A 13,623-nucleotide genomic window follows, 5' to 3' on the forward strand; every position below is an offset into this window, starting at 1 on the left:
GGCACCCACGACTGGAGCGGATAGTGGAGATTTTCGACCTCATCGGCGAGTACGGACACGAGCAGGTCGTGTTCTGCCATGAGCCGGAGGCCGGCTACAAGGGAATCATCGCGATCCACGACACTACGTTGGGGCCCGCGCTGGGGGGCTGCCGTTTCTGGAACTACGCGAGCGACGAGGAGGCCCTCATCGACGTGCTGCGGTTATCCAAGGGGATGACCTACAAGGCGGCCGTTGCGGGGCTGAACCTGGGCGGCGGCAAGTCGGTTATCCTCGGTAACAACAAGACCATGCGGCGCGAAGCCATCTTCCGCGCTCACGGCCGCTTCGTAGAGTCCCTCAAGGGTCGCTACATCACCGCCGAGGACGTGGGCACCAGCGTCGACGACATGGACTACGTGCTGATGGAGACCGAGCACGTGACCGGCATTCGCGGCGGCTCCGGCGATCCGTCTCCGGTTACGGCCTTCGGCGTCTACCGGGGAATCAAGGCCAGCGCCAGCAAGAGACTGGGGTCGGACTCCCTGGAGGGCGTGCACGTGGCGGTGCAGGGCCTGGGTCACGTGGGTTGCTACCTGTGTGAGGATCTCGCTGAGGAGGGCGCCAGGCTCACCGTGACCGACATCGACGCCGACAAGGTCCGGGACGTGGCCGAGCGCTTCGGCGCGGACACGGTCGGCCCGGACGAGATCTACGATGTGGACGCCGAGATCTTCGCGCCGTGCGCGCTGGGCGCCGTCGTGAACGACGACACGTTGCCGCGCTTTCGCTTCCAGGCGATTGCCGGGGCGGCCAACAACCAACTCGCCGAGGAACGGCACGGGGACGCGCTCGCCGAGCGCGGGATTCTGTACGCTCCGGACTACGTGATCAACGGCGGTGGCCTGATCAACGTGTACGGCGAGATCCAGGGCTGGACGGCGGAGCAATCCAAGCGCAAGGCGGCGGAGATCTACGAGAGCCTCCTGGCCCTGTTCGAGATCGCCGAGAACGAGGGGATCCCGACGTACGAGGCGGCTGACCGTCTGGCCGAGCGCCGCATCCGGCAGGTGGCCGCAATTCAGAGAAACTGGCTTTGAGGCACGTGCGACCCCCATCCGTCCCCCGACTGGAGCGCGCATGGAATTGCTGAGGCAGGCCGACCCGGAAGTGTTCGACGCGATCCGCTGCGAGGCGGAGCGTCAGCACTCCGGACTGGAGTTGATCGCCAGCGAGAACTTCGCGTCTCGGGCGGTGCTCGAGACGATGGGCACCGTCGCCACCAACAAGTACGCCGAGGGCTACCCCGGCCGCCGCTACTACGGCGGCTGCCACTGCGTGGATGAGGCCGAGCGTCTCGCCATCGACCGGGCCAAGCGGTTGTTCGGGGCCGAGCACGCAAACGTGCAACCGCATTCCGGCGCCCAGGCAAACATGGCCGCCTACTTCGCGGCGCTGAAGGCCGGGGACACGCTCCTTGGGATGGACCTGTCTCACGGCGGCCACCTCACCCACGGCTCGCCCGTCAACTTCAGCGGCCAGCTCTACCGCAGCGCCGCGTACGGCGTGGACGAGTCGACCGGCCTGATCGACTACGACCGGGTGCGTGAGTTGGCGCTGGCGGAACGGCCTCGCGCGATCGTGGCGGGTGCCAGCGCCTACCCACGGACGATCGACTTCGAGGCGTTCGCCGAGATCGCCCGCGAAGTGGAAGCGGTGCTGATCGTCGACATGGCGCACATCGCGGGCCTGATCGCGGGTGGAGCGCACCCCAGCCCAGTGCCCCACGCCGACCTGGTCACGAGCACGACGCACAAGACCCTGCGCGGCCCCCGCGGCGGGTTCGTGCTGTCCACCGAGGAGTGGGCGAAGCCGGTGAACAAGGCGGTTTTCCCCGGCATGCAGGGTGGCCCACTCATGCACATCATCGCGGCCAAGGCGGTCGGGTTCAGGGAAGCGCTGAGCGAGGAGTTCTCCGCTTACGCGCACGCGGTGGTCGGCAACGCGAAGGCGCTGGCCGAGGGGCTGCTCGCGCGTGGGCAGGCGCTGGTCAGCGGCGGCACCGACAACCATTTGCTGCTCCTGGACCTGAGCGCCGGCGAGTTGACCGGCAAGGACGCTGAAGCGGCCCTGGAGCGAGCAGGCATCACTACGAACAAGAACACCGTGCCCGGCGAGCGGCGCTCGCCCTTCGTGACATCCGGCATCCGCATCGGCACGGCGGCGCTCACCACGCGTGGCATGGGCGCGGACGAGATGGCGCAGATCGCCGGTTGGATATCCGAAGTGCTGGATGCGCCCGAGGACGAGGCGGTCACCAGAGCCGTCAGGGGGAGTGTGTCGGAACTGGTGGAGCGCTTCCCCCTGTACGCTTCGCTCAGGGACCAGATGGCGCCGATCGCGGTGTAGGCGTGGCCGAACTCGGCGGAAGACACGTCCTCGGCCCGGGTCGCGGCAACCCATGTTGCGCTGGCGCTCGCGCGCGTGCGTTTGCACATTACGGCGTAAACCTGCAGCGGCGGCCGGGCGCCGCGATGCACCGAACGCGGGACCTGTATGGGTAGTCTCGTACTGGATGAACAGGTGATGGACCAGCTTCGGGAGCGCAATCCGCGCTACCGTGAGACGGCCTATATATTTCTCATATCGGCGCTGCACTTCGTTCTCCAGCGGCTGGATGAGACACGGCACATTTCCGGTCGTGAGCTGACGGAAGGTGTGCGGGATCTCGCCATCGAGCGATTCGGTCCCATGGCTCGCACCGTGCTGGAGCACTGGGGGATCTCGAGGACCGAGGACGTTGGGGAGATCGTCTTCGCGCTGGTCGAATGCGGCATCCTGATCAAGCAGGACGAGGATTCACTGGACGATTTCTACGGGGTGTACGACTTCGAAGAGGTGTTCGAGCGCGATTATCCCTGGGGCGCTTCGATCTGAATAATTCGGGCAACGCGGCCGAGACCGCTTGCGAATCCGCTACGGCGGGGTGAAGACGCCGGTGCCTGCGAGCGCCAGCGCCAGTTGAGTACGATGAGGGGAGGGGTTTCGATGGCGGATCAGGAATTTCCCATGTGCCGCAAGTGTGGCAATGGGCACATGCTCCCTCTGTCCGATTACGGACGGGAGGGGGCGCCGATCACTTACAAGGCCTGGGTGTGCTCCGACCCAGATTGCGGCTTCAACATCCGGATCGACAACGGCGAAATCAGTTTCGGCCGGACGATCAGCCAGTCCTACAAGTAGGGAAGGTGGCTTCGGCCCACCGGCTGGTGGGCCGTTGAAGGCCGCGCCTGCATCGCCCCTGCGCGTCGTGTGGGGGCGTTCGCACGTCTGGCTCCCTACCGCGGGTGAGGCGGAGAGGCTGGATCGGGACGCCCGCGAACGAGCCGGCGTTCCCGAGCGCGTGCTCATGGAAAACGCCGGTCGCTCCGCCGCCCTGCTACTCCAAAGCATGCATCCGGAGGGCATCGTGGTGGCGGCCGTCGGGCCCGGCAACAACGGCGGCGACGCGCTCGTCCTGCTACGTACGCTGCGCGCCTGGGGCAGGGAGGTCCGTTGGCTGCCAACCGGCGCACGCGAGCCGGAGGCGGCGCTGGCCCACGGCTTCGAGCTGCCGCGCGTCGAGGAGCAGGCCGACTCGGCGTTCGCCGCGGCGGGCGTGATAGTGGACGGCATGCTGGGCACCGGGGCGCGAGGCGCGCCGCGCGGCGGCGTCCCGGCGATCATCGCCGCCTTGAACGGGTCGGGCCGACCCGTTCTTGCCCTGGACCTCCCCTCCGGCGTAGACCCCGATACGGGCGAAATCCCAGGCGAGAGCGAGGGCCGGCCGGCGGCGGCTGCGGCCGTACGTGCGGACGTGACGGTTTGCTTCGGCTGGCCCAAGCGTGGCCTTCTGCGTCCCCCCGGGCGAGCGCGTTGCGGCCGGATCATGGCGGTCGAGATAGGGTTCCCGCCCAGCGGCGATGCGGCTTCGGCGCAGGCGATCACCCCCGCCTGGGCGCTCGAGCGACTCCCCGCGAGGGCGTTCGGGACTCACAAGTACGAGGCCGGCTCGGTGCTTGTAGTGGCCGGGAGGTCGGGCATGGGAGGCGCGGCGGTGCTGGCCGCGAGGTCGGCCATGCGGGCGGGGGCGGGGCTGGTCAGGGTCGCGTCGAGCGAGGCCAATCGGTTGCTGATCCAGGAGGCCGTGCCGGACGCCCTGTTCGTCCCGCGCGAGGACGGTGAGGCGTTCGGCCGAGCGGCGGCCTCCGCCGACGCCGTGGTGGCGGGACCGGGCATGGGGACCTCGGCGGAGGACGGTGAGGCGCTGCGGGCCCTTCTCGAGGCGACGCCCGGGGTGCCCACGGTGCTGGACGCCGACGCCCTGACGCTGCTGGGCGCCGAAGGAGGAGCGGTCGCCGCCGCCGCCGCCGGACGCCCGCTGGTGCTTACGCCTCATCCGGGGGAGTTCGGCCGGATCTGGAGCGGCGGATCGGCGGCCGCCAAGGCGGATCCCGTGCAGGCAGCGCGCGAGTTCGCCGCCGAGATCGGGGGCACGCTGCTGCTGAAGGGCGCCCCCAGCGTCGTCGCCCGGGACGGCGCGCCCGTGCTGGTGGACGCCGGTGGGAGCTCGGACTTTGCCAAGGCGGGCATGGGCGACCACCTCGCGGGGCTGGTGGGAGGACTTCTGGCGCAGGGGGCCGAGCCGCGGGACGCGGCCGGCGTGGCGCTGGGCGTGAGCTCGTTGGCGGCGCTGTGGATAGGGGCCGGGCGCGGCCTGTCCCCCGCGGATCTGGCGGAGGCGATCGCTCCGGTCATGGTCGCGGAGCCGCCTCGCCAGCCCGAACCGGCGTTTCCGTTCGTGCTGTTCGACCAGGCTCCGCCGCGCTAGTGGACTGTAACAGTCCACTAGTGGCCGCCGCACAGGCCCGCTCCCGGGGGCACGTCACGTGCAGCGCGCTGTAACACTCATCATGACCCTATCCCGTGCCCGTATCCCAGCCCTGGCATTCGCGGCGGCCGTCGCTTCGGCCGTCGGCGGCAGCCTGTTCGCGCAGAGCGCTCGCTGGCGGCCGGAGGACCGCGTCCTGGTATCCGACTTCTCCGAGGTGGGAGCCCTGGCCACGGATGATCGGCTGATCTACGTGGGGTCCTCGGCGGGCATCGGCGTGTTCGACGTGAGCTTTGACCGGTGGCTGGACCCCATTACAGCGGAGGACGGCTACCCGGTCGCAGCGGACCCAACGGCGCTCGCCTTCGACATCGTCTCCAACGAGCTGTGGCTCGCCACGGTGGACGGACGTTTGTTCAGCTACTCGCCGTTCTTCGGTCGCTGGCGCGACGAGGGGCTCGCGGCCTCTCCGCCCGTGTTCGACATCGTCTTCTCCGATGAGCCGGGGCGGCCGGTGTTTCTCCGCGAGTCGAGCGGCTGGTCCGTGCTCGAGCGGGGCTCATTCACGGCGCAGTCGCTGCCGCGTGGGGTCTCCCCTCCGTTGCTCGGGTCGGCTGCGGCCGACCCGATGAGCGACCCTCTGATTCGCGCGCGGGGACGGACGCTGACCATAGACGAGGTGGGGCGCTCCTGGCCGGTGACGGACGCGGTGTCTCTGCTGGGCTCGCCCGACGTGTGGATCGGCACCTACGGCGGACACCTGTTCCGGTACTCGGACTTCGCCTCCGAGCCGGCCCACTACGTGTACGGCGTGCCCAGCCGCGGCGTCTCCACCCTGCTCGTCAGCGATGACGCGATTTGGTTCGGCGGCGACGCCGGGAGCCGCCGCCAGGGAGTGGCACGCGCCGACCATGACCTGGATCGCTGGCTGCAGTGGGAGGGCAGGGTTCACGGCGCCCCGCGCGGTCGCGTGCGCGAGCTCGCGGAGGTCGAAGGGCGGCTGTGGGCGGGAGCCGAGGACGGCCTCTACGTGCTGGAGGCGGACGGTCGCTGGAGCCGCGCCGGTGCCCGCCTGCCCGATGACCGGGTGCTGGCCGTGCTGCCGGCGCCCGGCGGCGCGTGGGTCGGGACCAGACGCGGTGCGGTCTTCGTGGACGCCGATGGCGAGACGACGTCCGGCGGCATAGCCCCGGGGGTGCGCGTCGCCGGGCTGGCGGCCTACCGCGGGGATCTGTGGCTGGCGACCGACGCGGGCGTTTTGCGCGCGGTGGGCGCGGCGCGGACCGGGGCCTCGACTACGCTCGTGCGATTGGGCGACTCGGATCCGCGCTGGGGCGCCGTGGCGCGCTCAGTCGTGGCGACCGAGACAGCCGTCTACGCTGCGTTCGACCGCGCCGTGCGGAGGGTCGATCGGGCCGGCGAGCCGGACCCGCCCCTGGGTCCCGGGGGGCGAGAAGCGCGCCTGCGGGTGGCCGACGGCCGCGTGTGGCTCGCCGGAGTGGACGGCGCCCGCGCCTGGGATCCCGATACCGGCGAGCTGATCGAGTTCGAGGTGGGCCCCGACATCCCCGCCGGGCCGGTTCGCGACGTGGGGGTCGGAGCGGGAGGCGTGTGGCTGGCGACTCCGTTGGGAGCGCTCCTGCTGCGCCGAGGATGGTAGACGTACTCAGGCGCCGGAGGCGCACGGTCGCTCGCCCGCGGGGCCGCCGTGGACGGTGAGTTCACGCTGATCGAGCGCATCCTGAACGCCCGCGGGTCGATCCCGGCGGGCGTGGCGGTGGACGCCGGCGATGACTGCGCCGTGATCGAGGCCGGCGAGCCGTTGGCGCTGGGCAACGACCTTTCCGTGGACGGCGTGCACTTCCGCCGATCCTGGCTCGCGGACCCGGAAATCGGCTACCGAGCCGCCTGCGCCGCGCTGAGCGACCTCGCCGCGATGGTTGCGCAGCCGCTGGGCGTACTGCTCGCACTTTGCCTGGATCCGGACAGCGGTGCCGACGAAGGGGCCGCGCTCGCGAAGGGCGTGACGGAGGCTGCGGAGGCGGTGGGCGCGGGACTCCTCGGCGGCGACATCTCCCGCGGCGGCGTCCTCACCCTGGACGTGGTCGCGGTGGGCCGCTGTCCGCGGCCGGTGCGGCGGACCGGGGCTCGCCCGGGCGACGGCGTCTGGGTGACCGGCGAGTTGGGAGCGGCGGCGGCCGCGGTCGCCGCATGGAAACGGGGCGACCCGCCCGAGGACGCGGCGCGCGCCGCTTTCGCCCGGCCGGCGCCGCGGATCCGCGAGGCGTCGTGGCTGGCGCGTGCCGGGCCGCCCACGGCGATGATCGATCTGTCCGACGGGCTCGCGGGCGATGCGCTGCGGCTCGCGCGGGCGTCCGGCGTCGCCGTGCACCTGGATGGCCCGGCCGTGCCCGTTCACCCGTGCGCCGGCGCTGACCCGAGCCTGGCCTTGCGGGGCGGGGAGGATTACGAGCTGCTGTTCACGGCGCCGGCCGACTCCGGGGCTTCCCGCCCCGCCGAATTCGAGGCCGAGCTCGGGGTCCCGTTGACGCGCGTTGGTGTGGTGCGTGCCGGGGAGGGTGTGTACCTTCGCGGCGCGGATGGAAGGGAGGCGCCGCTGGCGCGCGGCGGATACGATCACCTCGAGGAAGCGTCCGCGTGATTCGAACGTTGTGGGTTGGCCTGAATGGGTTCGTGGCGACGGTCGCGATCGGCGCCCTCGTCAACTTGGCGCCCCTGTTCGGTGTGCGCGCAGCCTTCTATCCGTGGGCCGCGCGCACCTGGTCGCGCTGGATCTTGAAGGCCACCGGGGTGCGGCTGACCGTTCACGGTTTGGAGCATCTCGTGCTGGATCGACCCCAGATCGTGATCAGCAATCACCAGTCCTGGTACGACGTCTTCGCCATCTCGGCCAGCATGCCCAAGGCGTTTCATTTCGTCGCCAAGAAGGAGCTCGAGCGTATTCCCCTCTTCGGACGCGCCTGGAAGGTCGCCGGGCACATTTCCCTCGATCGAAGCGATCGGCAGGCGGCGATTCGCTCTCTGGACGCGGCCGCCGAGCGCATGGCCCGGGAAGAAGCGGCGGTGGTCATATTCCCGGAAGGCACGCGCTCGCCGGACGGCCGCATGCTGCCGTTCAAGAAAGGCGCGTTCATGCTGGCCAAGAAGTCAGGCGTGGAGTTGCTTCCCGCCGCCGTCAGCGGCAGCCGGGAGGTCATGCCGAAGGGCACCTGGCGGGTGCGGCCGCACGATGTGACGGTCCGCTACGGGGAGCCCATCCCCACCCCCGGACCCGATCCGGTCGCTCAGGCCGTTGCGGCCGCGCGTGAGGCGATCTCGGACCTGCGCGATCCGGGCGACGAGCCCGGGGCGGACTCCGCGCTCGGCCGGGGCCGTGAGCGTCTGCCCGAGGGGCCCGATCTGCCCGCGAACGACGACGATTCGGCGCCCACGTTGCCGGCCGACGAGTCGCGGGCGGAGAGCATCCGCTGAGCCGGATCACGGCGGTGCGAGCGCGCACCATTATCGACTCGCGCGGCAACCCCACGGTGGAAGCGGACGTGGTGGTGGAAGGTGGCGCGATGGGCCGGGCGGCGGTCCCGAGCGGCGCGTCCACGGGAGAGTTCGAGGCCGTGGAGCTGCGCGATGGCGATCCGCGCAGGTGGGCGGGGAAGGGCGTAGACCGGGCGGTACGGAACGTTGAGGAGATCATCGCTCCCGCCGTGATCGGCCGCGACGCGCAGGACCAGGCGGGCCTCGACGAGGCGTTGCGGGAGTTGGACGGTACCGACAACAAGGGCGTCCTCGGGGCCAACGCGATTCTCGCCGTGTCCCTGGCGGCGGCGCGCGCCGGGGCGTCGGAGCGCGGCGTCCCGCTCTACCGCTACCTCGGCGGCGACGACGCGACCGTGTTGCCCGTCCCCCTGATGAACATCCTCAACGGCGGCGTGCACGCGTCGAACGGCCTGGACGTCCAGGAGTTCATGATCGCGCCCGTCGGCCTGCCGGACTTCCAGAGCGCCCTGCGTGCGGGGGTGGAGATCTTCCACTCGCTCAAGGGGCTTTTGACCGCCCGCGGCCTATCGACCAACGTGGGCGACGAGGGCGGTTTCGCGCCGGATCTGGACAGCAATCAGGCGGCGATAGACGCCGTCGCGGAGGCCATCGAGCAGGCGGGCTACCGTCCCGGGGAGGACGTCGCGCTGGCGCTGGATGTCGCCGCCAGCGAGTTCCACAGTGACGGTCTCTACGCCATGGACGGCGCCGAGCGTACGGCCGAGGAGATGACGGCGCTTTGGTCCGACTGGCTCGATCGCTACCCACTCGTGTCCATCGAGGACCCGCTCGACGAGAACGACTGGTCCGGCTGGCAGGCGCTCACGGCCGCCGTGGGTGACCGCGTTCAACTCGTCGGGGACGATCTATTCGTCACGAACCCCCTTCGACTGGCGCGCGGGATCGACTCGGGGGTGGCCAACGCCGTTCTGATCAAGGTCAACCAGATCGGAACCCTGTCGGAGACGCTGGAGGCGATAGGGATGGCGCGCGCCGCCGGATATCGCTATGTCATTAGTCACAGGTCGGGCGAGACGGAGGATACGTTTATCGCCGACCTCGCGGTCGCGACCGGCGCCGGCCAGATCAAGACCGGAAGCGCGAGCCGCACCGATCGGGTGGCCAAGTACAACCGGCTGCTTCGCATCGCGGAAGAGCTGGGGGAGCGGGCGCACTATCCCGGACGCGAGTTGTTTCCGGGCTGAGTAGAGCACCGGGGTGGTCGAGGACGGGGAGGGGAGGACCCATGGCAAGGGTGGTGGAAGAGCGCGCGACCTGGCGGCGATTGCTGCTGCCGGCGACCCTTGGGATCGCGGCCTACTACGCGGTCTTCGGCGGCGACTACAATGTCTTCGAGGCGTGGCGGCTGGACACCCTGCAGACCCGTGAAGCGGGCGAGTTGGCGCTCCTGCGCGCCGACGTCGACGTGCTGCGCGCCCGCACCGACTCCCTGGAGAACGACCCCGCTACCATCGAACGGCTCGCGCGCGAGCGTTTCGGGATGATCCGTGACGGCGAGATCCTGTACAGGTTCGTCGAGGACGATTCGACCGGCACCAAACCGTTGACCCCCCAGTAGCGCTCGGGTAATTTTCTCGGTTCGGCGTCCACGAGCGCCGCACCCCAGAGTAGCTCAGCTGGTCAGAGCGCACGACTCATAATCGTGAGGTCGGGAGTTCGAGTCTCCCCTCTGGGACTTCTCCCTTGACTCATAGCAGGAGCCGGCCGATGGAGGCTTCGTCGGAAGCAGTCTCGCCGCGGCCCGACGGGGTCCTGGTCGGGGTGATCATGGGCTCCACCTCCGATTGGGATACGCTGTCCCACGCGGCCGCCACGCTGGAGGAGCTCGGCGTGTCGCACGAGACGCGGGTCGTGTCGGCGCACCGCACCCCCGATCTGCTTTTTTCGTACGCCGAGTCGGCGGAAGAAAGGGGCCTGCAGGCGATCATCGCGGGCGCAGGGGGCGCCGCCCATCTGCCGGGCATGATCGCCGCCAAGACCACCGTCCCGGTGCTGGGCGTGCCGGTCAGGTCGCGTTCGCTCGCCGGCGTGGACTCTCTGCTGTCCATGGTGCAGATGCCGGCCGGTGTGCCGGTGGGGACTCTGGCCATCGGGCGCGCGGGCGCGGTCAACGCTGCGCTCCTGGCGGCGTCCATAGTCGGCCGCGCAAGGCCGGACGTCCTGGCGGCGCTACGGGCGTACCGAGCGCGACAAACGGAGCGCGTGCTGGCCACGCCGGATCCATCCTCAGAGGGTTCGACGACCGCGTGACGGTAGGCATCCTCGGCGGCGGGCAGCTCGGCCGGATGCTCGCCCTGGCGGGTATCCCCCTCGGTCTCGATTTCGTGTTCCTGGATCCGTCCCCGGACGCCCCCGCAGCGCACCTGGGGCGGCTGATAACAGCCCCCTACGACGACCCCGAGGCGCTGCGCGAGTTCGCCGCCGCGGCCGACGTCATCACCTACGAGTTCGAGAACGTGCCCGCCCGGACGGCCGACCTTCTGGCGGCGTCCGCGCCCGTCTGGCCTCCTGCCGCGGCGCTTACCGTGGCCCAGGATCGGCTCCAGGAGAAGCGCCTGTTCACTCGCCTGGAGATCGCGACGGCGCCCTTCGAGCCGGTGGACAGCCCAGCGGGCACCCGCGCGGCCGCCGAGCGGCTGGCAGGGGCGTGTGTTCTCAAGACCCGCAAGCACGGATACGACGGCAAGGGCCAGGCCCGGATCGCCGAACCTGCCGCCGCCGCCGCGGCCTTTGCCGCGCTGGGCGGGGAGCCCTGCATTCTGGAGACGGCGATTGCTTTTTCGCGCGAGCTCTCGGTCATCGCCGCGCGTGGCCGCGACGGCGACACCGTGGTCTACCCGCTCGTAGAGAACCGCCACACGGAGGGCATTCTGCGGCGCTCCGTGGCCCCGGCCCCGGGCACGGACGCCGTGTTCGGCCAGGCCCTGGAGTGCGTCCACGACATCCTGCGGGAGCTGGACTACGTGGGGGTACTGGCGGTGGAGCTCTTCGAAGTGGACGGCGCGCTCATGGCGAACGAAATGGCCCCGCGCGTCCACAACTCGGGGCACTGGACGATCGAGGGCGCCGAGACCAGCCAGTTCGAGAATCACCTGCGCGCGGTGGTGGGCCTGCCGCTGGGACCGATCGATCCGCGCGGGGTGAGCGTCATGCTCAACCTGATCGGCAGCCCGCCCGATGTCGACGCGGTCGCCGCGGTGCCAGGCGCGCACATCCACCTCTACGGCAAGGCGCCGCGGCCCGGTCGAAAGGTCGGCCACGTAACCGTCCGCGCCGACGACGAGTCGGGTCTCCAGGCGGCGCTGAGCCGGCTGGAAGGGGTCATCCCCGAGGGCTGATAGCGGTGGGTTACGGTTGCAGAGGCCGGGCGCCCGCGTCGCGCAGCACTGCCTCGACGCCGGCGCGGTCCTCGTGCGCCGGCAGAATGACGAGGTCCCCGGGCTCGGCCCATGCGAGGGCTGCGCGGGCCGCCTCCGGCTCGTCCGCGACCCGGTCGATCGCCTCCGGCGCGGCGCCAAGCCTTAGGAGCTCATCGACGATCACCGCCGGGATCTCTCCCTCCGGCCGCCCGCGCAGGTAGGACCGCAGCTCCTTCACCAGCACGCGTGTTGGGCTCAGCCCCCAGGCGGCGCGCGCCAGCTCCCGGATCGCCTCGTTCCCTCGGTCCCCGGCGTGCCCCAGGACGAGCAGGAGTCGCTTGGGCGCGAGCCCCGCCACCATGGCCCCCAGCGCGGCGTATCCGTGCGCGTTGTGCACGAAGTCGACGAGGACGCGGGCACCAGCGGCGTCGTAGAGATTGCCGCGGCCGGGGTTGTCCCGGGCTCCGCCACGCACCGACCGCAGGCCCTCCGCGATCGCCGAGTGCGGCAGGCCGAGCGCGCTCCCGGCGACGACCGCCGCCAGCGCGTTCGCCACGTTGTGCGCGGCCGCGCCGCCGAGCGTGATGGGCACCTCGGCGACGGGCACCACATCCACGAGTCGGCCGCTCCGGCTGCGCTTGATCGAGTCTGCGACGACGGCGACCACGTCGCCTCCGGCGCGCAGGTGGGATGCGACGAGGTCCGTGTCGGGTCGCATCGTGAACCAACTGAGCGGACCCGCAAGGCGGTCATGCGCGGCTGCGAGTCCGGCGTCGTCCGCGTTCAGGCCGAGCGGGGCCCCGGGGCGGCGCGCCAGCCCGGCGGTGAGCTTGGCCTGTACGAGCGCGTCGAGGTCGTGGACGCCGTACTCACCCAGGTGGTCCTCGGCGACGTTGGTGATCACGGCGCCGTCCGCCCGCGTGAACGCCACGCCGCGGCGCAGGAGGCCTCCGCGCGCGGTCTCCAGGACCGCGACCTCGACGCGCCGGTCGCGCAGGAGGGTCCTGGCGCCACCCGGTCCCGAGTAGTCGTCGCGCTCGACCCAGGCGTCGCCGATCTTGATTCCCTCGGTGGTCGTCGAGCCCGTGACCCGGCCCGCTGCTTCGGCCATGGCGGCGGCCAGCCGCACCACGGTCGTTTTGCCGTTGGTACCCGTGACGAGCACGGTGGGAACGTCGTGGATGCCGGCCCAGTCGACCTGATCGGGCGCGGGAACGTCGCGGGCGGACCACGTCGCGGAGCCGCTCCCCATGCCGACGCTGACCTCATCGTCATCCCACAGGAAGGCCACGTCGCGTCGCCTCGCCTCGGCCTCCAACGCGAGCAGCGCCGGGTTGGCTTCTTCCGCGAACGCCGACCGGGCCCGCTCCAGCGCGGCTTCCCGTCCCTTGGGCCCCTCTCCGCTCAAGTGGCCCACGGCCGACTCGAAAGCCCACTCACCCAGCTCGGTGGCCGCGTACAGGCCGTCGATGGGCGCCGAGAACGCCAGGCTCACGCCGCCGGGCCAGCGCCGCACGTGCGTGCGAACGTCCGACCAACCGAGAGCGGACAGCAGGTCCGTGACGCGCTCGCGCCAGGCGGCCACGAGGGCGTCGGCGTGTTCGTCGGGACACGCCGCGTCCAGGATCGCGGCCGGGCCCGGGCTGACCAGGTTGGGTCCGGTCAACCGACGGGAGTCGATCTGCTCCATGGCGAGCGAACCATCGCTCGCGTCACCACTCACGGACCTCGCCTCCTAGTGTACCGTTGCAGAAGTCCCGTAGGCATTCGGCCCGCGCTGCATCCCGCGGCTGCGGCGTTGGAACTCCTTGCCGTAGCGACGGCTACGGCGCGTCGTTC

13 protein-coding genes and 1 tRNA gene are annotated in these 13,623 nt (G+C 70.8%); 13 read left to right on the forward strand and 1 reads right to left on the reverse strand.

Annotation, left to right across the window (positions count from 1 at the left end; genetic code table 11):
- Positions 1 to 23 precede the first annotated feature (23 nt).
- The 13 genes from ABFS34_00465 (at position 24) to ABFS34_00525 (ending at position 11,763) form a co-directional block, all read left to right on the forward strand.
- Positions 24 to 1,079 carry a Glu/Leu/Phe/Val dehydrogenase dimerization domain-containing protein gene (locus ABFS34_00465; GenBank protein ID MEN8373900.1) on the forward strand — a complete coding sequence of 352 codons (1,056 nt, stop codon included), beginning with the start codon at positions 24 to 26 and terminating at the stop codon, positions 1,077 to 1,079.
- Between the two features lie 40 nt (positions 1,080 to 1,119).
- A complete protein-coding gene (gene glyA / locus ABFS34_00470; protein ID MEN8373901.1) occupies positions 1,120 to 2,388 on the forward strand; it encodes a serine hydroxymethyltransferase in 1,269 nt (422 codons plus the stop codon).
- Between the two features lie 177 nt (positions 2,389 to 2,565).
- Positions 2,566 to 2,916: a Minf_1886 family protein gene (locus tag ABFS34_00475; protein MEN8373902.1), complete on the forward strand. Its 351-nt coding sequence runs from the start codon at positions 2,566 to 2,568 to the stop codon at positions 2,914 to 2,916.
- A gap of 159 nt (positions 2,917 to 3,075) precedes the next feature.
- Entirely contained in the window at positions 3,076 to 3,222 is a 147-nt protein-coding gene (locus tag ABFS34_00480; GenBank protein MEN8373903.1) for a hypothetical protein, read from the forward strand.
- A gap of 34 nt (positions 3,223 to 3,256) precedes the next feature.
- A complete protein-coding gene (locus ABFS34_00485; protein ID MEN8373904.1) occupies positions 3,257 to 4,849 on the forward strand; it encodes an NAD(P)H-hydrate dehydratase in 1,593 nt (530 codons plus the stop codon).
- Positions 4,850 to 4,931: 82 nt separating this feature from the next.
- Complete coding sequence (locus ABFS34_00490; GenBank protein ID MEN8373905.1) at positions 4,932 to 6,509, forward strand: hypothetical protein; 1,578 nt, start codon at positions 4,932 to 4,934, stop codon at positions 6,507 to 6,509.
- Positions 6,510 to 6,557: 48 nt separating this feature from the next.
- On the forward strand, positions 6,558 to 7,511 hold the full coding sequence (gene thiL / locus ABFS34_00495) for a thiamine-phosphate kinase (GenBank protein MEN8373906.1): 954 nt from the start codon (positions 6,558 to 6,560) through the stop codon (positions 7,509 to 7,511).
- Positions 7,508 to 8,341: a lysophospholipid acyltransferase family protein gene (locus ABFS34_00500; protein MEN8373907.1), complete on the forward strand. Its 834-nt coding sequence runs from the start codon at positions 7,508 to 7,510 to the stop codon at positions 8,339 to 8,341. Before thiL ends, ABFS34_00500 begins: the two co-directional genes overlap by 4 nt.
- Positions 8,338 to 9,609 carry a phosphopyruvate hydratase gene (gene eno, locus ABFS34_00505; GenBank protein ID MEN8373908.1) on the forward strand — a complete coding sequence of 424 codons (1,272 nt, stop codon included), beginning with the start codon at positions 8,338 to 8,340 and terminating at the stop codon, positions 9,607 to 9,609. Before ABFS34_00500 ends, eno begins: the two co-directional genes overlap by 4 nt.
- A gap of 41 nt (positions 9,610 to 9,650) precedes the next feature.
- Positions 9,651 to 9,983, forward strand: coding sequence for a septum formation initiator family protein (locus ABFS34_00510; GenBank protein ID MEN8373909.1), 333 nt, complete (start codon positions 9,651 to 9,653; stop codon positions 9,981 to 9,983).
- A 43-nt stretch (positions 9,984 to 10,026) separates the two neighbouring features.
- Positions 10,027 to 10,100: transfer RNA gene (locus ABFS34_00515), tRNA-Met, on the forward strand.
- A gap of 32 nt (positions 10,101 to 10,132) precedes the next feature.
- Positions 10,133 to 10,675, forward strand: a complete 543-nt coding sequence (gene purE / locus ABFS34_00520; protein ID MEN8373910.1) for a 5-(carboxyamino)imidazole ribonucleotide mutase — start codon at positions 10,133 to 10,135, stop codon at positions 10,673 to 10,675.
- Positions 10,672 to 11,763 (forward strand): 5-(carboxyamino)imidazole ribonucleotide synthase, encoded by a 1,092-nt coding sequence (locus ABFS34_00525; GenBank protein ID MEN8373911.1) that lies wholly within the window; start codon positions 10,672 to 10,674, stop codon positions 11,761 to 11,763. Before purE ends, ABFS34_00525 begins: the two co-directional genes overlap by 4 nt.
- Positions 11,764 to 11,773: 10 nt before the next feature.
- On the opposite strand, the gene ABFS34_00530 is transcribed toward ABFS34_00525, so the two are convergent.
- The gene (locus ABFS34_00530; GenBank protein ID MEN8373912.1) at positions 11,774 to 13,507 is read right to left on the reverse strand and encodes a Mur ligase family protein; all 1,734 of its coding nucleotides are present in this window, start codon (positions 13,505 to 13,507) and stop codon (positions 11,774 to 11,776) included.
- Positions 13,508 to 13,623: the final 116 nt, after the last annotated feature.

The organism is Gemmatimonadota bacterium, from assembly GCA_039715185.1.
Taxonomy (GTDB): Bacteria; Gemmatimonadota; Gemmatimonadetes; order Longimicrobiales; family RSA9; genus DATHRK01.